This is a genomic window from Aquimarina longa SW024 (genome assembly GCF_001401755.1).
Classification (GTDB): Bacteria; Bacteroidota; Bacteroidia; order Flavobacteriales; family Flavobacteriaceae; genus Aquimarina; species Aquimarina longa.
In genome coordinates, this window is the sequence record NZ_KQ474103.1 from 187,072 (window position 1) to 209,655 (window position 22,584).

Here is a 22,584-nt window from a genome sequence, read left to right on the forward strand (position 1 = left end):
TTTGTTTTTCTTATTTTGTAGGAAACAATTCTTAAAATCAGTAACTAATGAACACGACACAGACATTTTATGAGGCAGATGATCAAAAAGAATTTTGTAAGAAATTGTTATCTATTGTACCACATTTACACCCTTATGTAAAACACCGATTATATATCGCAGAAAGCGTAGGTATTTTACCCCAGAATATGTATTGTTCTAATGGGATTATTGATGATGCCATTATAAAGCTATATCATGATGATCTCGATGTAGAAATAGATACATTATCTCTAGAGCTTAAACTATTTAAGATAGCAGATGAACATATTGATGAACTGTACATTAAAGAAGGCTGGCATCAACAAAATATCAGCACGAATACTTTTCTAAAAGAAGAACTCAAAAAACTAGAAGAAAACTATACTGTAGAGGCAAACAACGAACTCATTATGCAGGAAGAATTAGATGATATTTGTTATCATCAAAATTTTGAAGAAAAACAAAACTTTATTTATAACGACAGAGATTCTGCCATTCTTAAGGTTATTGAATCAGAGCCTTTTCCGGATTACAGAAAACAAAAGTTATTAGGTAAGTTTTATAGCTGGCTTCCTATCGAAACTTCTAAAATTATTGATTTGTTTGTTTTTGGGAAATTAAATTTTGAAGAAATTGCAACTATCAAAAACATTACTGCTCAAGAAGTTAAAGAAACTATTATTGATGTAAGAAAAAGTTTTAGAAAAAACCTTATTTAATAATGCTTTATATATAGATTAATCTATGTGTGTATTATTTATATTCTATAGTTAGGTATTATAAAGAATCAACAATCTCGGATCAAGCTCATGAGGTATGCTTCCGAAAAAAATACTTTGATGTCGAGGCAAGTTTCGGGAATTTAATCCCTCAATGAGGGATTAAATTCCTTCTAATACTTCTCTCATTGCTTTTGCCTTTAATAAACACTCTTCATATTCTTTATCAGGATCAGATTTAGCAGTGATAGCTCCGCCTACTGTGTAGGATATGTATTGTTTTATTTCATTATAAAGAATACTTCTGATCACTACATTAAAATCAAAATCCCCATCAGGTGTAAAATATCCTACTGCTCCGCTATATAAACCTCGTTTTGATTCCTCTAAGTTTTCTATAATCTGCATTGCAGAGATTTTAGGAGCTCCTGTCATACTTCCCATAGGGAAAGTAGTTCTAATAATATCTACGGCAGAGGTTGTTTTAGCAACCTCAGAAACCACTGTAGAAATCATCTGATGTACCTGATCAAATGAATATATTTTACACAATTCTTCTACGATAACAGACCCTTTTGTAGCAGTTCTAGAGAGATCATTTCTTACCAAATCTACGATCATTATATTCTCGGATCGTTCTTTAGGATCATTCATTAAAGTTGTTACTAATTTATTATCTTCTTCGGTATTCTTTGCTCTTTTTGCTGTTCCTTTTATGGGTTGAGTAATTATTTTTTGCCCTTTTTTTCGCAAATATCGCTCTGGAGAAGCTGATAATAAATAATGTTTATTCATTTTAAAGAAAGTAGCAAAAGGGGGATTAGAAATTGTATTTAATTGATAATATGTCTGTAAAGGATCGATACAACTATTCTTTGCAAAGAACTCTTGGCAGAAGTTAGCCTCATAAACATCTCCTCTATGAATATGAGCTAATAATTGCTGTATCTTTTCTTTATACTCATCCTTAGTCATCCTAAGGCTTATTTTTATCTTACCACAGGGGCGGTGCGTATTATCATCTTTGGGTGGTGCGGTTACTGTGTTTATTAAAGTAGTAGAGATCGTATCAAAATCGCCTGTCATCTCATCATCGACCATTTTTAGATACTGCACCTCTAGTATATTTTCTTTAAGGAGAAAGACTTTTTTTGGTTGAAAAAAATATAAATCCGGAAATCCTAGCTCATCATTATTTCTAGACTCCAAATGCTCTACATCATTTTTTAGATCATACGAGAGGTATCCAAAAATCCAATCTAATGCTAACTCTTGATATTCCTTTAATTGGTCAAATGCATTATGATAATCTGTTTTAATAGCTGTAAAAGCATCTACTGCCAATACTGCATCATAACTAGAGTAATGTTGTACATATTCATTAGAATCTAACCAAACTACTTCATCAAACTGTTGAGACCAGATTAGTAATTTGGTTTTAAATTCTAAACTATTTTCTATCGTATACTGTTTACTGCTTCGCACGTATTCCCTAAATTTGGTGCGCAAAAGTACTGAGAACTTCGTTTAATCCCAATAAAAGTGTTTCATCTGTTACTGTATTTGATGTTACAGAAAAATTATCATGAAAAGATGGAAAACTAAAGCTATCAACAATCTCTGCACCAAACCTTGGCAATACATTCTTAGCAAATTCTAATGAACTCACTCCTCCTCGTTTACCGGGCGAAGTACTCATTAATAAAATTTTCTTTCCTTCTAAAAAATTACGATCCAATCGGGATAACCAATCTATTATATTTTTAAAAAAAGCGCTCCAACTACCATTATGTTCATTAACAGAGATCAATAAAGCATCTACTTCAGAGATCTCTTGCTTTAGCCCTAGTGCCATCCCAGGGAAACCATTATCCTTCTCTTCATCTTCACTATACAATACCATCGGGTAATTAATCAGGTTAATCACTCTTACCTGATGACTATCCATTTTAGAAGCTACATATTCTACTAATTTTTGATTGATGGAATTTTTACTATTAGAACCTGCAAAGGCTAGAATTTTTTTCATACATCTTTTTTGTTAAGAAATTAAAAACAATCTCATTCAATATCTATACATAGACACTGTTTTATTGTTATAAAAATCTCTAACAAATATATCAATTTTTAACGATCAATATCCAGTCTGATTTAGAAAGGTCTTCAATACCAACTGCTGGTTTATATAACATCAAATGTATTTTTGCATTAGGATTATTAATTCGATATTCTTTAAATACTAATAAATTGCTAACAGCACTCCATATTTGTTGATGATCAATACCATCCATAACAGTATGAGGCTCTACATCATAAGCAATCGTTTCGAATATAGTACCATCTGGCATGACTACAGGAGTATCGATCTTTGTAAAATCATCTGGTTTTGTTAAGTTCTCTGGATAGGTTATAGCTCCTACACCATTCCATATTATAGATCCCGAAAACAGTTTTTTATCTAGATTTTTGTAGAGCAATGTTATACTCCCAAAATCCCCAGGAGCAACATATTTTGTTTCGAGATCAAAATCTACAGTAGTATCAAAAACTAATTCTTTTCCTCCTTCAAACGCCTTTGTTTCATAATCAACTTTTAGGATCAAAACTTTGTTTTGATTTGCAGGAGTAATTGTTGTATCATCATCACTTGTACAACTAATAATCAATCCTATTACTAATAACAATACTAATCTTACGTATCTCATAACTATTACCTTTATATGTTTACTAGATAGATTCAACATATGGATATCGGTTGCGTTTATGTATACATTATATTTCATACTCGATAATATTAAAATATTAAAAGAGTAAAACCAATCTTTTTACTGGATCTGGTTTTTTAATCTTATTTTGGATTATCATTTGTATTATAAACATAATACACTAACCATTGGAATGTCTACTTTTATCAGGACAAAAAAATCCGCATATTCTTTTTTTTGTTCTGCGGTATCATTCTCCTTTATTAGTTTACCATAAAAGGGAGGAAAGAATATAGTGCCTATTTCTGATGCTCGGAATGTGGTTGTAAACTCTGTATTGTTATCTAGATTAAAAGTTACGTCTGATAGTTGGGTATACACCTACTAATACTAGCAAGATACTTGTGTCTTTAAACCAAAAGAGATAACAGTAGTCGTGTTATCTCTTTTATTATATTCTTGATTTATGCTTAATTATCTTCGATCAGGTTACCATCTTCATCTTTATAGAATCTGCTACCATCTTTATAGATATATTTTTTAATATATTTTTCTACCCATGGTTGTGCTAGCTCATTATCTTCCCAGCGTTCTAATCGTATAATACTCTGATAATCCCCTAATTGTGGATAAGGTTCCCAGTTAGAAGCTACATTAACAGGCTCTTCTGCTTCTTTAGCTTCTTCATACCATTTACCCTTCTCTAGATATCGATCCCAGATTGTTAATTTACCCTCTGGGGTAAAAATATATTGTACATCTCTGATATCATCATTAGTAAATTCTTTAATACTATCGGGGTATATAAAATAGTGTAGACTACTCATAAAAACCTGATCCGTACCCTCTTGTTTGCTAAATGTATAGGTCATGTAAAAACGATTATACTCATCTATAAAATGTATAAGTATGTTACCATCATTAAACAAAATATCGGCATAGGGTTGGTCATTCTCCATTATTGCGGTTACATGAAACAACAATTTGTTTTTATACGCATACTTAGACCAAGACTCTAATGAAGATAGTGCTTCTTCTAAGATTGTCTTATCAATCTCATCCTCATAGGTTGTTCTATAGAAATCTAAGGTGTCTTCATCATTTTGTAACTCTCCATAGGCATCATTCCAGCCCTCTAATATATATTTTAAATTTTTCATAGTTTCGTATTATTTGTTACCACCATTTTAGCATATCCATAGTCACATCTTTTATTTCATCAATTTCAACCCTTTTCTTTTTAGCATAGTCTACTATCTTTTTTGGGATATCTTTATTCTGTTTAGGGATTTGTAAAACATATTTTCCATCTAATTCCTTTGCACCTGCCCGTTTGGTATTTTGTATTGCTTTACCTTTTTTATATTTTTTTGCGGTATTAAAAGTTACTTCTGATAACTGTGTTGCCTTACGAGATATAATGGCTTTACCTGGGATTAAAGTATCTAATCGGGTTTTCATCCCCTTAGTCCATAACTCATGTACTCCATTAACAATACGTTTTTGCATAATCTGATTAAAACGAATTCCTCTTAGGATATTCTGAGCATATTTTACTCCTGTCTTTGCTAGAGCGTGTAAACACACCTTTGCATTATGTACCAACCACTCCCATGCCCCTACAAAATAGGTATGCCAATCAGCTACCTCAAAGTTATAGACTTTCTTTTTGCTATACAAAAAATTAGTGGCTTCGATACGTTGCCAATTGCCATTCTTGGTTTTTACCTGATCGGTAGTGGTAAGGTCTGCGGCATCTTTCCATCCGTTTTGGGTATAGAATGGATGTTCTGCGGTGGTCTCTATCACTTCATTACCTAAAGTAAGTTGTATGGTAGCATCAATTTCTTTTTCTATAATGGTAACTACAGGCTTTAGGTCACTTTCTCCTGTTTCTTCATTATATGCCCATACGAGATCTCCTATTCGTATATCTTCTATGTTTTTATGCCCTTCTTTTATCGCAACTTTTGTACCCGAGGTAAAACAAGCAAAGACTTAAAACCAAAAAATCCCTACACAATGTAGAGATTTTTTTATGACTATATTTTATGTATTAGTCTTCATCATCTTCATACCAAAGTGTTAATAAATCATCCTCCTCATCTTTATTATTTATTAAACGAGGTTCTTTTCCTTCCTCTTCATAGTATAATTTAAATTCTCCTTTCTGACCTATGTCTGATGTATTATCAATTAAACCTAAAACTATTAAAATCCCATTAGATATAATATCTTCGATATAACCAATAGTTTTTTCTTTTTCTATTATATCAGCATCCTTATAATACTCTTTTAAATTTTTTAATAATAAATTATCAGTAGGTTGAACTTTCTCTTGAATCTGCTCTTTATAATCTTTAACCACTTGATTTAATCCATATTTTTTTAAGTTCTCGATAAATAATTCGTTATCCATTTTTAAATATTTTTAGGGTTTTTAAATAATTCAGGAAACTTTTCCTTATTTAATTTAATTAATTCTTGTAATTTCTCATTAGGTACATCTTTATATACTCTACGCATCTCTTTAATATCTTTTGCTAATAAATCCCTACCTATTTGATATATTTCTTTTCCTTCTTCTAAAACATCATCAATATATTTGTTTATTTTTTTTCCATTCCATCTACTAATAACTTTTTCATCACTAAGAAGTTTCTTATGCCTATGCCCACGAAAAGGTACAAGTATACTAATACCTCCCTCATGGTCAAAGACTTTTCCTAACCTTTCTAACAGAACTTTCATTTTTTTGGATTGCACCAAATGATGAGAATCTAAGCCTGTACTTTTAGCTAGTTTATGTAAATCATCATATCTACCAATAGTCCATTTTATTAAATCATCACAAGGACCGTTATGGACTAAAACACCATCTTCTCCTACATAAAAATTATGTAGATCATTAACTTCTAAATTGTAAACTATAGTGTTTATTTGTTCTATTCTTTCAATAGAAAGGATTTTTTTTAATCTTCCTTTTGCAGTAGTTACCATAGTACCTATCTGCAATTTTTCTGCAAGTATCCAATTCCCATCAACATAAAAAGGATGGATATCAGTAGTAGTTATTTCTTCATTATGAAATTTTAATTTAAGTATGTAGTCTACTTTGTTAACTACTGTATTAGTAACTTTCTGATATTCATTTTTACCTTTTTCAGAATTAAAAGCTAAAACTTCATCTCCTACAGCTATTTGTTCAATTTTAACTTTTCCTGTTTTTGTTGTAACATACGTACCTTCTATAAAACAAGCAGTTACACATTCTTTAAGACCTTTTAGTTTATTAACTTTTTTAGCAGCAGCTTTGGCAAAACCTTTTCCTACTTGTTTTAGACCTTGTTTAGTGCCTAATTTTACAGCTCCTTGTAATGCTTTTTGAGCTGTTTTTTTAGCGGCTACTTTTATACCTCCTTTTATTGCTCCTTTTGCAGCAGCTGTACCAATGGAGGCTGTACCCAATGTAACAATGTCTAAGACCAAAAACCCTGCATTAAGGGCAACCATACCCCAATTGCCTTTTGCTCCCTCGCGCACCATACCGATAATATTACCTACTACGGGTATTAACTCTGCGGTATCCCACCAACCCCAACCACTATCATCATCTTCTCCATGTTCTTCCATGAGTTTGTCGTACTCTTCTGGGGGTATGGGTACTTGTCCACTGGTAATAAATTCTATTTTACCACCTGTACTACAGGGCATTTTACTTTTAAAAAGTATGGTTTCTTGCCCTTTTACTTTTACCTTATAGGTATCTGTCCAATCTATTGGGGCAGGTGTGCAAGGGTTCCCGTTTTTTACAGCGCATGCGCCAAAAGAAGGGATATTAGTCATGGGGGCTTTATCGGCTTTGGTGGTGACTAAGCAGCTATTGATCTTTATATGGGTATTAGATGTGGGAGTAAATGGACCGGGTAGTGCTCCTTTATCACACATCATTAATGCGTCTTTTACGATATATTCTAAATCATGTGGCATACCAATCTTCTTTTCTTTTTTTTAGAATATTATAAGATGTCTGTATCAGAGGATTCTATCTTTATCATACTACCACCATTGATGGTTAAGGCATCGCCATCCATGTTTACTGAGGTTTCTCCTTTTATATTGGTATCGGTCTTAGCATTAAGATTAGCGCTTGCTGTGGTACTGGTAATGGTAATATCGGTATTGGCTTTTATGCCTATAGATTCATCGGCAGTTTCTATTCCTAGATCTCTTTTTGCATAGATACTCATTGTACCGTCTCCTCCTTGGTCGTTAGGTAGTGCATGGATGTTTATACTATTAGATCCTATGATATTAATATCTGTAGCTGCTAATGTCATAGTATTCGGGGCATGGATACGAATATTACCGTCTTGCTGTAATATGATTTTGCTACCACTGGGATTGATTGCAGTAATACTACCATCGGCGTCATTAGAGATTAGGGTATTGCCACTCTTGGTTTTTACTGCTTTAGTGGTATTGTCTGCGGTATAGAATTCGCTTTTGGCGGTTTTATTAAATCCTGATCCGATGACTAGTGGTCGCTCTGGATTATCTCCTTGGAAACTGCACCATACCTCATCTCCACGCTCGGCTACTATATAACTGCCGTGTGCGGCTCCGGCGTGGGTGTTCATACAGCGTACCCAACCTGTGGTGGTATTGGTTTTTTGCTGCCATGGGAATTGTACTTTTAATCGGTTTAGTCCTTCTGTATCGTTATTATCTTTTACGGTAGCAGACATGGCTTCGATCTTAGGGATGGCATAGATATCACTATAAGGTGGATGATCTAATCCGGTGATAACGCCTTCGATCTCATTATGGTAATAGCCTTTGCTATTAAAATTATGGATTACTTTAGTCAGCTCATAACTTCCATAGGAGTGTTCTGATAAGATACTACTATAGTTATGCCCTGTTACCTGTAGGTGATCACAGGGTTTTAGCCCTAAGATCTCAGTTCTACCGATAGCAGTAACCATACGGGATAGTTTACTCTGCGCTTGTACCTTAATCATATAATCTAGCATTTGCTGTCCGCTATGATCGTCTTGCAGGTGTGGGTAGTAGTAGTTGCCTTGTTTGGTAAATGCTTGCCTAGAGCGATCAGTACTGGGGGTTACTAGATCTGGGATGCTACTATTGGCTTGGGAGGCATCCGAGGTATGGGCTTGCTGGGTCGTCCAATCGTGGGTCTGTAGGGTAAATAGTTGTTCCTCTAAATCATCATTGATCATAAATTCTTTGATGTCTTGCCCATAGGTGCCTTGCCATTGTACTACTTTATCTGGGTTTCTACCAATACTTAGGGCTTCTCCATCGTAATAGGTAAACATGCCATAGCGCCGACTCATACGGGTAATAAAATCCCAGTCGGACTCATTATATTGTACGGTATAGCCTAGTGATATACTGGTCTCTGATCCATAATTGGTCTGTAGAATATTAGCGGGATATCCCCGAGTGACTTCTGCCATGATGTCTCTAAAACTGGTGGCTTCATCAAAACTCTGGCATTGTACTGTTTTCTGTAATAAAATCGTGGGACTGGCTCCTCTAAAGAGCATCCCGCCATCTTTGCCATCAGTTTTTTTGAGGTGTTGTACACTAAGAATAATCCCTACAAACTGTAATGCTCCATCGGTGGAGAAGATAGAGATTTTTTGATTCTGATACTGCTCATGATTCATAAAGGGAATCCCCTCTATGGAGTTATCTAAGAAAGAGGAAAATTCTATCGAAAAAAAATGATGTTTCCCAATCTCTTGTGTAATACTACCTTTAAAATTGGTGTACCCTAATAGTGGTTTCCCGCCTATGTAAACACTTATATTATGTAATGTCATCCTTTATTCTTTGATTAGTTTATGGTTTTTAGTTTATGATTATATCTAACTACTATTCTTTATGTTAACTAAAATTGTAAAGGGGTAACGGGGTCGGTAAATATATCATAAAAACATGGTTTAATCGATGATCAATAACCACACAACTTATGTGGTTTTTGCGTATCATTTTTGAGTTATTAGTTTCTGGTTGTTTATAGTTTTATCTTTTATTCTAATGCTATCTAGTATAGATTTTGATGCACTATGAAAAGGATCATCCATTTTTATCACAAAACACTAATTATCAACAATGTAAATAACTCTCGCAGGGGTGCGAGAGCTCTTCGCAAAAATGTAAATAGCTGTTACAGGGGTGCGAGAGCTCTTCACAAAAATGTAAATAGCTGTTGCAGGGGTGCGAGAGTTCTTCGCAAAAATGTAAATAGCTCCTGCAGGGGTGCAAGAGTTCTTCGCAAAAATGTAAATAGCTATATTGGTATGTAAGTGATATTTTTATAAATTAAGGTCTAAGCTCTACAACTTATATATATATTAATAAGTTGTAGCCTAATAAATCATTCTTTAAAATCGAATTAGTTGCATAATTCTTATATTGGATCAGCAAATACATCTATTTTTGCATAAAAACAAATCAATTGACTTTTAGAGATTTAAATTTAAGCACGCAATTATTTAATGCCCTTGATGACTTGGGGTTTATAACCCCTACTCCTATACAAGAACAAGCATTTTCTTCGGTAATGTCTGGTAGTGATGTTGTCGGTATTGCACAGACTGGTACTGGTAAGACCTACGCATATATGCTACCTATCCTTAGAATGCTAAACTATTCTGTTCAGGATAACCCAAGAGTATTAGTATTAGTCCCTACAAGAGAGCTAGTGGTACAAGTGGTCGATGAAATCGAAAAACTAACGACATACATCAATATTCGTATCACAGGAGTGTATGGAGGTACTAACATCAATACCCAAAAACAGGCTGTAGCCAAGGGGTTAGATATTATTGTGGCAACCCCAGGACGTTTATATGATCTGGCAGTAAGTAGAGTTTTACAACTAAAATCTATACAAAAATTGGTTATTGATGAGGTAGATGTAATGCTAGATCTAGGGTTTAGACATCAATTGATGAATATTTTTGATATCCTACCACAACAACGACAAAATATTATGTTTTCTGCTACCATGACTGATGAGGTAGATCAGATGATCTCTGAAACATTTGTAAAACCTAAAAAAATATCGGTTGCCAAAAGTGGAACTCCACTAGAGAACATCAAACAATATGGGTATAAGGTTCCTAATTTTTATACTAAAGTAAACCTATTAGAGCATTTGCTTTCTGATAAAGAAACCTATCATAAAACATTAATTTTTGTTGGCTATAAAAAAATTGCAGATCGACTATTCGAGCAATTAGAGAAAATATATGCTGATGAGATTTGTATTATCCACTCTAATAAAACACAAAACTATAGATTACGAAGTATCGAGCAGTTTAGAAAAGGAGAAAATCGTATCCTTATTGCTACTGATGTTATGGCACGAGGGCTAGATATAGAAAATGTAAGTCAGGTAATTAACCTAGATACCCCAGAGTATCCAGAGAATTATATGCACCGTATTGGTCGAACGGGACGTGCAGAAAAAAAAGGAGTTTCTTTTGTACTCTCTACAATAAAAGAAGAAGAGTACTTAGAGCGGATTGAAACATTGATGGAAATGACAATAGCTCAACTCGATATCCCCGATAGTGTACAAATCTCTGATCAGCTTACGCCAGAAGAACAACCAAAAGTTAAAGAAATTAATAATCCTCATAAACGCCCTAATGACGAAGAGGTAGGGGCTGCTTTTCATGAAAAAAAAGAAAAAAACAGAAAGGTAAATCTCGGAGGGTCTTATCAGAGAGAAATTAAGAAGAAATATAAAAAACCTAAAACCAAAGGGGATAAAACATATAATCTAAAGAATAAAAGAAAGAAACGATAACTATAATATTAAAAAAATCTAACCTCTATTTATGGAGTTAAATCTTGCAGTACTTATTGATGGAGATAATATCCCTGCTACTTATATAAAAGAAATGATGGAGGAAATTGCTAAATATGGCAATCCTACGATCAAAAGAATTTATGGAGATTGGACTAAACCAGATCTTACCAAGTGGAAAAAAATTCTTTTAGAAAATGCCATTACTCCTATCCAGCAATATGGATATACTAGAGGAAAAAATGCTACAGACTCTGCTATGATTATTGATGCTATGGATATTCTATACTCAGAGAAAGTAAATGGTTTTTGCCTAGTGTCTAGTGATAGTGATTTTACACGACTAGCAACACGGTTAAGAGAAGCCGGTATGAAAGTTTTTGGTATCGGAGAGAAAAAAACGCCAAACCCGTTTATTGTAGCCTGTGATAAATTTATTTATCTCGAAATCCTGAAACATGAAAATGAAGAAAATGGAACAGAAACTACGAATACTACATCTAGCAAAAAAAATACTGTAGATAGAATCACAACAAAAGATATTAGACTTATCTCTAATACTATATCAGATATTGCAGATGATGAGGGATGGGCTTTTCTGGGAGATGTAGGAAGTCTTTTGCAAAAAAAACAACCTAACTTTGATTCTAGAAACTATGGTTTCCAAAAATTAACTCCATTGATTCAATCGATTAAAAATTTTGAGGTAGAACAACGAGAAGCCTCAAAGGGTAGATCTAAACTAGTTTTTGTGCGTAATAAAATCAAAAGAAAAAAATAAGTAGCCATCATAAAAATAGCTCTATGAAATTAATACTATCACAGCTAATTATTATTTTTTTGTACTCCTAATTATACTCCATAATATGCAAGCACAACAGCAAATTGTTAGGGTAATACAGTGGCAGAATCTTTTTTAAAAACATTAAAAACATAGCTTGTTTACCATCATAATTTTAAAACAATACAAGAAGCTAAAAACAGCTGTATTTGATTATAAAGAGGTGTGGTATAACAGAAAAAGATTACATTCTTCTTTGGGGTATAAAACTCCCTTAGAAGTCGAAATAGAATTTTATAAACTTAAAAATGCAGCATAGGTCTTAGAAAAATTGTCCGAATTTCTCTTACAAGTCCAATCTATATCTTAGCCGTTCGCTATGCCAGAAAACGTAAAATTTAATCTATGAATGGTATTAAAAATAGAGTTCAATTATTTTCTTTTTTAATAGGACTCTTATGTTTTGTTTCTTGTAAAAATACTTCTCATGCAGAAAAAATTAAGGTGTCAGAAGAACTTCTGATCACAAAAATTAATGAATCTAGTTATATTCATACCTCATCCTTAGTATTAAAAAATGGCGCAACATTCCCTTGTAATGGTTTTATATACATAGAAGGGACAGAAGCCTATATATTTGATAGCCCTGCTAATAATCAGGCAACATCAGAATTGATTGATTGGCTTAATAATGATCTAAAAATAAGTATACAAGGTGTTGTTTTTAATCATTTTCATGATGATTGCATAAAGGGAATAGCTATTTTTAAAGAAAAAGGAATTCCTACTATTGCTAGTCAAAAAACAGCAGAATTAATGCTTACAGAAAATAATAACAAACCTGATCTGGTTTTTGATAAATATTTAGAATTAAAATTAGGTCACAAAACAATCATCAATACATTTTTTGGTGAAGCACATACTGTAGATAATATTACATCATATTTCCCAGATGAAAAGATTATTTTTGGAGGATGTATGATCAAAAGCCTAAGTGCTAAGAAAGGCAATCTGGTTGATGCAAATCTTCATCAATGGTCTGGTACTGTTTCTAAAATTAAAGAAGCATATCCTAAAGTAAAAATTATTATCCCAGGACATGGAAACTATGGAGATATTAGCCTACTAGATTATACTATTTCTCTATTTAAAACCGAACAATAAGCATGAGAGAATTTCAAAATACTACTACAGCAAAAGATAAAAAGAAATCGAAAGTTTCTATGTCTAAAGCTTTTAAGACTATTATTTGGCCTAGAAGAAATCTAGTTTTTATTGGTCTTATTTTGATTATTTTTAATCGAGTTTCTGGACTTATACTACCCTGGAAAAGTAAAACATTATTAGATGATGTAGTCCCTAGTAAAGATATGGGGCAATTATATGAATTATTAATCATTGTAGGGGCGGCAATTCTTGTACAAGCAACGACTTCTTTTTTATTAACCAGAATATTAAGTGTTCAGGCGCAGTATTTAATTTCAGAACTCAGAGCACAAGTACAAAAAAAGGTGCTCTCATTACCTATCAGTTTTTTTGATAATACAAAATCAGGAGCTCTAGTCTCTAGAATTATGAGTGATGTAGAGGGGGTTCGAAATCTAATAGGTACTGGATTAGTACAGATGGTAGGGGGTATTTTTACGGCAATTATCTCAGTTGGTATTCTAATCAGTATCAATCCATGGATGACATTATTTGTACTGCTTCCTGTAATCTTATTTGGATTAGTCGCTTTAAAAGCTTTTAAATACATCCGCCCTATTTTTAGAGTTAGAGGAGAGATTAATGCCCAAGTAAAAGGAAGATTGACAGAAACACTAGCAGGTGTTCGTGTCATTAAAGGGTTTGGAGCTGAAGAACAAGAAAATAAAATCTTCGAAAAAGGAGTTGATCGTTTATTTCAGAATGTTAAAAAGAGCCTTACTGCTACTGCATTAATGACCAGTTCTTCTACATTTTTATTAGCAGGGATGGCCTCTACGGGAATCATGGGAATTGGTGGTTATTATATGATGCAAGGTGATATGACTCCTGGAGAGTTTTTATCGTTTACCATGTACTTAGCTTTTATGATTGCTCCAATTGTGCAAATGAGTAATATCGGAAGTCAATTAACCGAAGCTCTTGCTGGTCTAGATCGTACAGAAGAGTTGATGAATATGACGCCCGAAGAAGAAATTGAAGATCGGACTATAGAGCTTAGAGATATCAAAGGAGATATTGCTTTCAATAATGTTTCTTTTGCATATGAAGAAGGAAAAGATGTACTACATAATATAAGCTTTAAAGCTCCCTCTGGTTCTGTAACAGCATTAGTTGGTAGTTCTGGATCAGGAAAATCTACCATTGCGGGATTATCAGCTACCTTTTTAAACCCTAAATCTGGGCTCATTACTATAGATGACCATAATATCTCTAAGGTTAAATTAAGTAGTTTTCGCCGTAATCTTGGAGTAGTGTTACAGGATGAATTCTTGTTCGAAGGTAGTATCCGACAAAACATACTATTCCCTAGACCAGATGCCACAGAAAAACAGCTACAACAAGCTGTTAAAGCGGCCTATGTAAACGAATTTACTGATCGTTTTGATGATGGATTAGATACGCTAATTGGAGAACGAGGGGTAAAACTCTCTGGGGGACAACGACAACGAATTGCTATTGCTAGGGCTATACTCGCAGACCCACAAATCATCATTCTGGATGAAGCAACCTCTAACCTAGATACAGAAAGTGAAGCCCTGATCCAAAAAAGTCTTAATGAACTAATGAAAGGAAGAACCACTTTTGTTATCGCACATCGATTAAGTACTATCAAAAAAGCAGATCAAATCCTAGTTATAGAATCAGGAACTATTGTAGAACGAGGTACACATGAAGAACTCATTACAACAAAAGGTAGATATTTCGAACTATACACCTATCAATCAAGAATTTAAAAACTAATATTCTCTCTTATAGTATAAATATACTGTAGTAACCTTCAATATTTTTATGTATCATAACTAGTAGTATAATAATATAACCTATTAGTTAAACTACTTTTTAATTCCCATCATAGAATTAGAATACGATTAACTTTCTTTTATTATAAATTTAAAAAGCAGTTAGTACAAAAGCATAAATTAAACTTAAGAAATATATTTTAAGATCATTACAAAGTCGTAAGTAAAGAGGTTAAGTTCTTCTTTAATATTTTAAAAAATATGTGAAATACTGAAACCCAAAACTTAATTATATAATAAATTTTATAATAGCATTTTAAAAATCATAATCCCTTTTTTTTCAATTAGTTAAAATCAATTCGATCTTAATTTTTTCATATAAGTGTTAAAAAAAATTAAAACAAATAGGGTTATTCCATAGTTTACTGTTATGAGTATAAAGAAATCAATTTCTAAAAAATTAGTAAAAACATTTATACAAACATTACACCTATGAAATTATTGAAAAAGAATTGGATGGTAACCTTATTAATTACAGTATTTACCTTAACTATAATTAGCTGTAAATCTGATGACAACAATGTACCTCCTAGTAGTATCCAAGTAATAAAAGCCAATAAAAGAAGTATTGATTTTGGAAAAGTAGTACAAGGTAAAAAAGCCGAAAGTACTAAAGAAGTTATCATTAAAGTAACGAATACTTCTAAAAAAACTATAAAAGGTATGCTATCTAAAACTACCATGTCCGGAGGTTCTTTAGACGTTTCTTTTAAGTTTTCTCCATTAGCTCCTGGAAAATCTATAAACATCCCTGTTAAATTTTCTGCAGGAACTACAAAACCTGGTACGTATAAAGGTAAAGTAACATTAACTCCTTCTGGAGGGAAATCCATAGTGATTAATCTTTCTGCTATTGTAATTGCAGCTCCTAGTACTGATTCTAAAAAGCTAATCTCATTAGATAAGTACGCAGTAGATTTTGGAAAAGTAGCTCAGAGTAAAAACTCTAAAGCTGGAACTAAAGAAGTAATCATTAAGCTAACTAATAATTCTAAAAAGACACTAACAGGTTTATCTTCTAAGGCTACGTTCCCTGGGTCTTTAGAAGTAGTTATTAATTTTTCTCCACTAGCTCCAGGAAAGTCTATGAATATCCCTTTTAAATTCGCTCCAGGAAGTACTAAACCGGGAGATTATAAAGGTAAAGCAATCATAACTCCTTCTATTGGAGAACCTATCGAAGTTGTGTTATCTGCGACTGTTATCTAAAAAAATAAAAATAATATATAAAACTATAGTAATAGTATTCGATACTATTCTAAAAAAACTAAAAAGGAGGTGTACCTTAATTATACCTCCTTTTATTATAAATAACAATCAAACATTTATTTTAAATAAAAAAACAATGAAAAAAATACAGATTATTGCTTTAGGATTTTTCTTTTTAGGAATCTTTACTAGTTCATTAAACGCTCAGGATAAAGGTACCAGTCAGATTAGTATAGGATATGGAACGGCAACTACCAATCAATTAGTAAGCCTACTTAGTGATATTATAATTACAGCAGGTACACTTGGGAATGCTACATTTGATAACAATAAAAGTATTGGGGCTATAAACCTAAATTATAAGTATGCCATAATCGATAAATTAATGATCGGAGGATCACTAGTATATGAAAAAATCGAAGATGATGCATTAATCCAAAACAAGAAAATTGGAGAACGAGATAACACTTTTTATACGGTCGGACTCGAAGCTGATTACCGTTATATTTCAAAAGATGTATTTCAGATGTACTCTGGATTAGGAGTAGCATATACTAATAGTCATCAAAAATTTACATCTAGTTCACCTACTTATAAAAACGATACCTATACAATTAATTACTTTAATTATCAATTAACAGCTATAGGTATCAGAGTAGGTAAATCTATTGCAGGTTTTGCTGAGTTAGGGTTTGGTTATAAAGGTATTTTAAATTTTGGAGTTTCCTATCAATTTTAATAATTGATAAGTATTAATAATATCAATATTCATACGCATTATTCATTCGATTATAAAAATGAAATATAATTAATTTGGATTCGTAAAAAAAATAGTCTAAAACATCTAATTTCAAAATCGATATTGTCAAATTTTATGATAAATAAAATAGTAATTATTGTTTGGGGAATCATTTTTAATGGAATCATTCCCTATTCAATACATGCTCAGTTCAAAAATACCAATCAAATTAGTTTAGGATATGGAGATGGTGATACAAATCAAACTTTTATTCTTTTTGATGATGTACTTCCTAATATGGTTACAGATATAGAATATGGTAATTATAAAACTACTGGAGCTATAAACCTAAGATATAAACATGCTATTAGAGATCAACTTACTGTTAGTGGTATTTTGGTCTACGAATCAATTTCGGAAATTGTAATCTCTAATAAAAATAAGATCGGAAGCAAAAAACACTCTATGTATACTATAGGTATTGAAACTGATTATTATTATATCTTAAAAAAATGGTTTCAGATGTATACTGGGCTTGGAGTAGCATATAGTACAAATAACCAAAAATTTGAATCTTACACGACTTCTTATTCTAATGATAAAAGAAATAATAGTATCATCAATTATCAATTAATTGCTGCAGGGATCAGAGTAGGTACCTCTATTGCTGGATATGCAGAATTGGGGTTTGGGTATAAGGGTATTATAAATTTTGGAGTATCATATCAGTTTATGTAAAAAAATCAAATTTTAGAGTATTCAAAAAAATAGCTGTTCTAAACACCACAATCTATTTTATTTAAAATCAATCTTAACTTAGGATTTGATATTTTTAGATTACAAAAAATAAGTGTTTAAAAAATAATAAAAGAGGTGGTGATGCCCCAATTGCATGTCAATTAGAGGCTGGTAAAAACTACGCTTGGTGTACCTATGGTCATAGTGACAATCAACCTTTCTGTAATGATAGTCATAAGCAAGAAGGAGGTATAAGTCCGGTAATCTTTACTGTTAAATAAGCTAATGAAGTATGTTTATGTACCTGTAAACAAACTAACAATCCCTCCGTATTGTGATGGATCACATAAGAATTAGCACAATCAAAAAAACCGATTAAGATAAGATATCTTAATCGGTTTTTAAATTCTTTATTATTTAAAAAATTAATACTACTATTTCTATTTTAATAGAAATGATACACTAATTCTTTAAATATGCAACGGTCTATTATCCGTAGCTGCTAATGCTGCTTCTTTTATAGCTTCTGTAAAAGTTGGATGTGCATGAGACATACGAGAGATATCCTCTGCTGATGCTCTAAACTCCATTGCAGTTACTGCTTCGGCAATAAGATCTGCACAACGTGCTCCAATCATATGTACTCCAAGTACCTCATCTGTAGCTTCATCAGCTAATATCTTCACAAAACCATCTAAATCTCCACTAGCGCGTGATCTACCTAATGCTCTAAATGGAAATTGTCCTGATTTATATTTTATTCCTGCTTCTTTTAACTCTTCTTCTGTTTTTCCTACTGCAGCAACCTCTGGCCATGTATATACGACTCCTGGTATTAAATTATAATCGATATGAGGTTTTTGTCCCGCTAAGACTTCTGCTACAAAAGTTCCTTCTTCTTCAGCTTTATGCGCTAACATAGCTCCTTTAATTACATCTCCTATTGCATAAATATTAGAAGTACTAGTTTGTAAATGGTCATTCACTTCTACTTGTCCTCTATCATTTAGTTTCACTCCAGCAGCAGTAGCATTTAATCCATCTGTGTATGGTCGGCGACCTACAGATACTAAACAGTAATCGCTTTTAAACTCAACAGGGTTTCCTTTTTTATCATCTGCAGTAATAGTAACCTCTTTATCAGCTGCTGATACATTAGTTACCTTATGAGAAGTATAAAACTTAACTCCCTGTTTTTTCATTACTTTTTGTAATTCTCTGGATAATGATTTATCCATTCCTGGGATAATTCTATCCATATATTCTACCACAGAAACCTCTGCTCCTAGACGGCGATATACTTGTCCTAATTCTAATCCAATGACTCCTCCTCCAATAATAACAAGATGCTTTGGTACTTCTTGTAGTTTTAAAGCTTCAGTAGACGTAATTACTCTCTTTTTATCAATTTTGATAAATGGTAGTGTAGAGGGTTTAGAACCTGTAGCAATAATACTATGTTTTGCTTCGATAGTTTCTATAACACCATCGTTTTTTGTTATATCAATATGAGTAGCATCTTTAAAAGCTCCTACGCCTTCAAAGACATCTATTTTGTTTTTCTTCATTAAAAAACTCACACCATCGCAAGTCTGATTTACTACAGCTTGTTTACGAGCAAACATTTTTTCGAGGTTAATTTTTACCTCTCCTGGAATTTCAATCCCATGATCTGCAAAATGCTTTACAGCATGCTCATAATTATGTGAAGAATCTAATAATGCTTTACTAGGAACACACCCTACATTAAGACAAGTTCCACCCAGTGTTGAATATTTTTCGATTATTGCGGTTTTCATACCTAGCTGTGCGCATCGAATAGCGGCCACATATCCGCCAGGTCCAGAGCCAATTACGGCTACATCATATGTACTCATAATAGATTATTATGTTGTGCGTATTAATTACGAATAGCAAATGTACAAATGTTTTATGTCTTACAGAAGTTCTGATCTTATCAAATTTTTATTAAAAAGCAATATTAAAACAATCAAAAAGTTATACTTTAATCAAGACATCAAAGAATAAGATTAGGAAAGTGTTAAAAACAAAAATCTTTGCTATTTTGCAGTTTTGATATTTTACCTTTTTGTGTTTTAATTATAAAAAACTATTTGATATAAACATGCGTTACTTATCAGCCTTTCTTTTATTTACTGTAATCCTTCTATGGAGTTCTTGTCGTAATGATTTTGAATCAAGCCCCAGTACCGGTAATATAAACTTCTCTACAGATACTCTTTTTCTAGATACTATTTTTACTAATATAGGATCCAGTACGTATCGTTTTAAAGTCTATAATCGTACTAATGATGACTTTACTATTCCTACCATTAGCTTAGAAAAAGGAGAAAGTTCTACCTATAGGCTCAATGTAGATGGGATATCGGGTAAGTCTTTTGAAAATATTCAGGTACTAGCTAAAGATAGTATTTTTATCTTTGTAGAAACTACAACTACGATTAGCGACCAAACTACAAATCCTGAGTTTTTGTATACTGATCGAATATTATTTGACAAAAATGGAAATCAACAAGATGTAGACTTAGTAACGCTAGTAAAAGATGCTATATTTATGTTCCCTTCTCGAAATACAATGACTGGTGAAATAGGATCTCTATCTTTAGGAGTTGATAGCCAGAATAAAGAAATAAAAATAGAAGGCTTCTTTCTAAACGATGATCAATTACATTTTACCAATGAAAAACCCTATGTAATTTATGGATATGCAGGCGTACCTAGTGGAAAAACACTAACCATAGACCCCGGCGCCAGAATACATTTTCATGCTAGTTCTGGTATTATAGTTGCCAAAGACGCTACTCTAACTGTAAATGGTAGCATCAGTGCTGATCCAAAACTATTAGAGAATGAAGTGATTTTTCAAGGAGATCGTTTAGAGTCTCGTTTCAGTAATACCCCCGGACAATGGGGAACAATATGGCTCACTGCTGGAAGTACAGGACATACAATAAACCATGCAACTATAAAAAATGCAACAGTAGGTGTGCTTATGGATTCTAATGATGGCAGTACATCACCAACTCTTACTATTACGAATACGCAAATTTATAACAGTTCTAATGTCGGACTTTTGGCTCGTACAGGGAACGTATTAGGAGAGAATCTAGTGATCAATAATGCAGGGCAAGTAGCCCTCAATTGCTCTCTAGGTGGAACATATAATTTTAATCACTGTACATTTACGAATTATTCCAGAATCGGAAATGGTTTTAGAGAACTCCCAACAGTATTGATTGACAACAATCTACAGGCTAATGAAACAGATATTGTTATTGCTGATTTACGCGAAGCGAATTTTAAAAATTGTATCATTTATGGTAATCAAGAACTAGAATTACTATTTAACAAAATAGAAGGAACTACTTTTAATTATAATTTCAAAAATTGCTTAATTAAATTTAATGATTCTGGAAATAAGTTTGAAAATGATCCTCTATATGATTTTTCTAATACTCTATTATTTGAAAATAACATAACTAATGAAGACCCTAATTTTAAATCTCCTTTTAAGAACATGCTAAATATTAGTGAGGATTCTGCTGCAAATGGTAAAGCTTCTACCCCAACTACAGGAACTGATATTTTAGGTATTTCTCGTAGTACAACTGCTCCTGATATTGGAGCCTATGAAAGTGCTACTTTAGAACAAAAAAACTAAACGATTATTATAAAAAACACAAATGCACCAATATCTATTTAAATCCGAGCGTTTAGGCTTCCGTAATTGGGTACTAGATGATCTAGAATCATTAACTGAGATTAATAATGATGATGATGTAATGGAGTTCTTTCCTTCTAAGCTATCAAAAAAAGATACTAAAGAGTTTATTATAAGAATGCAAAATATGTTTGATAAAAAAGGGTTCTGCTATTTTGCTGTTGATCTATTAGAAAGTACTGATTTTATAGGTTTTATAGGAATCTGTGAACAAACGTATCTAGAGGAATTAGGCGCTTTTATAGATATCGGATGGAGGCTTCAAAAAAATAGTTGGGGAAAAGGATATGCTACAGAAGGTGCTAAAGCATGTGTAGAGTTTGGTTTTAAACATATTGGGATAACAGAAATTTATGCTGTAGCCCCACAAATTAATAAAAAATCAGAAGCAGTTATGAAAAAAATTGGATTGCAATACATCAAAACTTTCGAACATCCTAAATTATTAAATAATCAACGATTAAAACATTGTCTACTATATAAAAACTCTCATTAATTCTATAATTTACAGTCTCAATTATTATTCTAATAGCCCTGTTTCAAAACCATCAATACTTTTTATATTCTTTTCTTTTCTATAATTTTCTAACCGTTCTTCTCCTTGTTTTTGTGCCCACGAATTAAGCTGCCCTCTTTCTTCCTTAAAATCCATAAATGGTACAGCATACCCACAAGAAGTCTGCACCAGATCTACTTCCATTTCGATTATCTGCCTGGAGCCAATAATTTTAGGAAATAAATCGATATACTGATAATATCCTTGATCTCGTTTATGATGTATTTTTGAACTCCCGTACAATCTTAGAATCAACGGCTTGCCTTCAAAAGAGCAGAACATAATAGTCATTCTGTTAGTTTTCATCAAATGAGCAGCAGTTTCATTACCACTTCCTGTTAGATTCAACCACACAATTTTGTTTGGTCCAATAACTCTAAATGTATCCATCCCTTTAGGAGAAACATTTACTCTTCCTTCACTAGCTGCAGTACCTACAAAAAATAATTTTTGATCAAGTATGAATTTTTCTAATTCTGGTGTTATCTCAGTTAACTGTTTTGCCATGTTTCCTTGA

At 32.6% G+C, this 22,584-nt stretch carries 22 protein-coding genes; 11 read left to right on the forward strand and 11 right to left on the reverse strand.

Translation table 11 applies throughout. The features are described 5' to 3' along the window. Positions 1-47 precede the first annotated feature (47 nt). Positions 48-740 (forward strand): hypothetical protein, encoded by a 693-nt coding sequence (locus N456_RS18510; protein WP_062060376.1) that lies wholly within the window; start codon positions 48-50, stop codon positions 738-740. Positions 741-902: 162 nt separating this feature from the next. On the opposite strand, the gene pabB is transcribed toward N456_RS18510, so the two are convergent. The 9 genes from pabB to N456_RS18555 all read right to left on the reverse strand — a co-directional run bounded on the left by pabB (position 903) and on the right by N456_RS18555 (position 9,297). After that, positions 903-2,225 carry an aminodeoxychorismate synthase component I gene (gene pabB / locus N456_RS18515; protein WP_062060377.1) on the reverse strand — a complete coding sequence of 441 codons (1,323 nt, stop codon included), beginning with the start codon at positions 2,223-2,225 and terminating at the stop codon, positions 903-905. 7 nt (positions 2,226-2,232) lie between these two features. Further along, positions 2,233-2,769, reverse strand: coding sequence for an NADPH-dependent FMN reductase (locus tag N456_RS18520; protein ID WP_062060379.1), 537 nt, complete (start codon positions 2,767-2,769; stop codon positions 2,233-2,235). Between the two features lie 91 nt (positions 2,770-2,860). Further along, positions 2,861-3,445, reverse strand: coding sequence for a hypothetical protein (locus tag N456_RS18525; protein ID WP_148639377.1), 585 nt, complete (start codon positions 3,443-3,445; stop codon positions 2,861-2,863). A 165-nt stretch (positions 3,446-3,610) separates the two neighbouring features. Next, positions 3,611-3,826 (reverse strand): hypothetical protein, encoded by a 216-nt coding sequence (locus N456_RS18530; protein WP_062060383.1) that lies wholly within the window; start codon positions 3,824-3,826, stop codon positions 3,611-3,613. Between the two features lie 89 nt (positions 3,827-3,915). Then, positions 3,916-4,605 carry a hypothetical protein gene (locus N456_RS18535; RefSeq protein ID WP_062060385.1) on the reverse strand — a complete coding sequence of 230 codons (690 nt, stop codon included), beginning with the start codon at positions 4,603-4,605 and terminating at the stop codon, positions 3,916-3,918. Between the two features lie 16 nt (positions 4,606-4,621). Then, positions 4,622-5,407 carry a polymorphic toxin-type HINT domain-containing protein gene (locus N456_RS18540; protein WP_082422590.1) on the reverse strand — a complete coding sequence of 262 codons (786 nt, stop codon included), beginning with the start codon at positions 5,405-5,407 and terminating at the stop codon, positions 4,622-4,624. Positions 5,408-5,501: 94 nt separating this feature from the next. Then, positions 5,502-5,864, reverse strand: a complete 363-nt coding sequence (locus N456_RS18545) for a hypothetical protein (RefSeq protein ID WP_062060388.1) — start codon at positions 5,862-5,864, stop codon at positions 5,502-5,504. A gap of 2 nt (positions 5,865-5,866) precedes the next feature. Further along, entirely contained in the window at positions 5,867-7,435 is a 1,569-nt protein-coding gene (locus N456_RS18550; RefSeq protein WP_062060390.1) for a polymorphic toxin-type HINT domain-containing protein, read from the reverse strand. Positions 7,436-7,464: 29 nt separating this feature from the next. Continuing rightward, a complete protein-coding gene (locus tag N456_RS18555) occupies positions 7,465-9,297 on the reverse strand; it encodes a phage baseplate assembly protein V (RefSeq protein ID WP_062060392.1) in 1,833 nt (610 codons plus the stop codon). Between the two features lie 638 nt (positions 9,298-9,935). Here N456_RS18555 and N456_RS18560 point away from each other — a divergent pair. From N456_RS18560 to N456_RS18590, 8 genes are all read left to right on the forward strand, one after another. After that, the gene (locus N456_RS18560; RefSeq protein WP_062060394.1) at positions 9,936-11,294 is read left to right on the forward strand and encodes a DEAD/DEAH box helicase; all 1,359 of its coding nucleotides are present in this window, start codon (positions 9,936-9,938) and stop codon (positions 11,292-11,294) included. A 31-nt stretch (positions 11,295-11,325) separates the two neighbouring features. Next, a complete protein-coding gene (locus N456_RS18565) occupies positions 11,326-12,075 on the forward strand; it encodes an NYN domain-containing protein (RefSeq protein ID WP_062060396.1) in 750 nt (249 codons plus the stop codon). Between the two features lie 157 nt (positions 12,076-12,232). After that, positions 12,233-12,394, forward strand: coding sequence for an IS3 family transposase (locus N456_RS24620; RefSeq protein WP_158447933.1), 162 nt, complete (start codon positions 12,233-12,235; stop codon positions 12,392-12,394). A 95-nt stretch (positions 12,395-12,489) separates the two neighbouring features. After that, positions 12,490-13,239 (forward strand): subclass B1 metallo-beta-lactamase, encoded by a 750-nt coding sequence (bla, locus tag N456_RS18570; RefSeq protein ID WP_338021436.1) that lies wholly within the window; start codon positions 12,490-12,492, stop codon positions 13,237-13,239. A gap of 2 nt (positions 13,240-13,241) precedes the next feature. Beyond that, positions 13,242-15,017, forward strand: a complete 1,776-nt coding sequence (locus N456_RS18575; RefSeq protein WP_062060399.1) for an ABC transporter ATP-binding protein — start codon at positions 13,242-13,244, stop codon at positions 15,015-15,017. Between the two features lie 498 nt (positions 15,018-15,515). Further along, positions 15,516-16,292, forward strand: a complete 777-nt coding sequence (locus N456_RS18580; protein WP_082422591.1) for a DUF1573 domain-containing protein — start codon at positions 15,516-15,518, stop codon at positions 16,290-16,292. Positions 16,293-16,428: 136 nt separating this feature from the next. Continuing rightward, a complete protein-coding gene (locus N456_RS18585; protein WP_062060404.1) occupies positions 16,429-17,031 on the forward strand; it encodes a hypothetical protein in 603 nt (200 codons plus the stop codon). A 135-nt stretch (positions 17,032-17,166) separates the two neighbouring features. Continuing rightward, positions 17,167-17,769, forward strand: coding sequence for a hypothetical protein (locus N456_RS18590; RefSeq protein WP_062060406.1), 603 nt, complete (start codon positions 17,167-17,169; stop codon positions 17,767-17,769). Positions 17,770-18,239: 470 nt separating this feature from the next. Here N456_RS18590 and lpdA read toward each other — a convergent pair whose 3' ends face one another. Next, positions 18,240-19,646: a dihydrolipoyl dehydrogenase gene (lpdA, locus tag N456_RS18595; RefSeq protein WP_062060408.1), complete on the reverse strand. Its 1,407-nt coding sequence runs from the start codon at positions 19,644-19,646 to the stop codon at positions 18,240-18,242. A gap of 248 nt (positions 19,647-19,894) precedes the next feature. On the opposite strand from lpdA, the gene N456_RS18600 reads away from it, so the two are divergent. Together N456_RS18600 and N456_RS18605 are read left to right on the forward strand one after the other, a co-directional pair. Further along, entirely contained in the window at positions 19,895-21,451 is a 1,557-nt protein-coding gene (locus N456_RS18600) for a cupin domain-containing protein (RefSeq protein WP_062060410.1), read from the forward strand. A gap of 22 nt (positions 21,452-21,473) precedes the next feature. Beyond that, positions 21,474-22,007, forward strand: a complete 534-nt coding sequence (locus tag N456_RS18605) for a GNAT family N-acetyltransferase (RefSeq protein WP_062060412.1) — start codon at positions 21,474-21,476, stop codon at positions 22,005-22,007. 24 nt (positions 22,008-22,031) lie between these two features. Here the strand turns inward: N456_RS18605 and N456_RS18610 are convergent, their stop codons facing one another. After that, positions 22,032-22,574 (reverse strand): pyridoxamine 5'-phosphate oxidase family protein, encoded by a 543-nt coding sequence (locus N456_RS18610; protein WP_062060414.1) that lies wholly within the window; start codon positions 22,572-22,574, stop codon positions 22,032-22,034. Positions 22,575-22,584 lie beyond the last annotated feature (10 nt).

Excerpts from the sequence above, each read along its gene's own strand:
- N456_RS18510 (WP_062060376.1), top strand. The coding sequence starts at position 48 with ATGAACACGACACAGACATTTTATGAGGCAGATGATCAAAAAGAATTT.
- N456_RS18520 (WP_062060379.1), bottom strand. The coding sequence starts at position 2,769 with ATGAAAAAAATTCTAGCCTTTGCAGGTTCTAATAGTAAAAATTCCATC.
- N456_RS18525 (WP_148639377.1), bottom strand. The coding sequence starts at position 3,445 with ATGAGATACGTAAGATTAGTATTGTTATTAGTAATAGGATTGATTATT.
- N456_RS18535 (WP_062060385.1), bottom strand. The coding sequence starts at position 4,605 with ATGAAAAATTTAAAATATATATTAGAGGGCTGGAATGATGCCTATGGA.
- N456_RS18545 (WP_062060388.1), bottom strand. The coding sequence starts at position 5,864 with ATGGATAACGAATTATTTATCGAGAACTTAAAAAAATATGGATTAAAT.
- N456_RS18550 (WP_062060390.1), bottom strand. The coding sequence starts at position 7,435 with ATGCCACATGATTTAGAATATATCGTAAAAGACGCATTAATGATGTGT.
- N456_RS18555 (WP_062060392.1), bottom strand. The coding sequence starts at position 9,297 with ATGACATTACATAATATAAGTGTTTACATAGGCGGGAAACCACTATTA.
- N456_RS18565 (WP_062060396.1), top strand. The coding sequence starts at position 11,326 with ATGGAGTTAAATCTTGCAGTACTTATTGATGGAGATAATATCCCTGCT.
- N456_RS18575 (WP_062060399.1), top strand. The coding sequence starts at position 13,242 with ATGAGAGAATTTCAAAATACTACTACAGCAAAAGATAAAAAGAAATCG.
- N456_RS18580 (WP_082422591.1), top strand. The coding sequence starts at position 15,516 with ATGAAATTATTGAAAAAGAATTGGATGGTAACCTTATTAATTACAGTA.
- N456_RS18585 (WP_062060404.1), top strand. The coding sequence starts at position 16,429 with ATGAAAAAAATACAGATTATTGCTTTAGGATTTTTCTTTTTAGGAATC.
- N456_RS18590 (WP_062060406.1), top strand. The coding sequence starts at position 17,167 with ATGATAAATAAAATAGTAATTATTGTTTGGGGAATCATTTTTAATGGA.
- lpdA (WP_062060408.1), bottom strand. The coding sequence starts at position 19,646 with ATGAGTACATATGATGTAGCCGTAATTGGCTCTGGACCTGGCGGATAT.
- N456_RS18600 (WP_062060410.1), top strand. The coding sequence starts at position 19,895 with ATGCGTTACTTATCAGCCTTTCTTTTATTTACTGTAATCCTTCTATGG.
- N456_RS18605 (WP_062060412.1), top strand. The coding sequence starts at position 21,474 with ATGCACCAATATCTATTTAAATCCGAGCGTTTAGGCTTCCGTAATTGG.
- N456_RS18610 (WP_062060414.1), bottom strand. The coding sequence starts at position 22,574 with ATGGCAAAACAGTTAACTGAGATAACACCAGAATTAGAAAAATTCATA.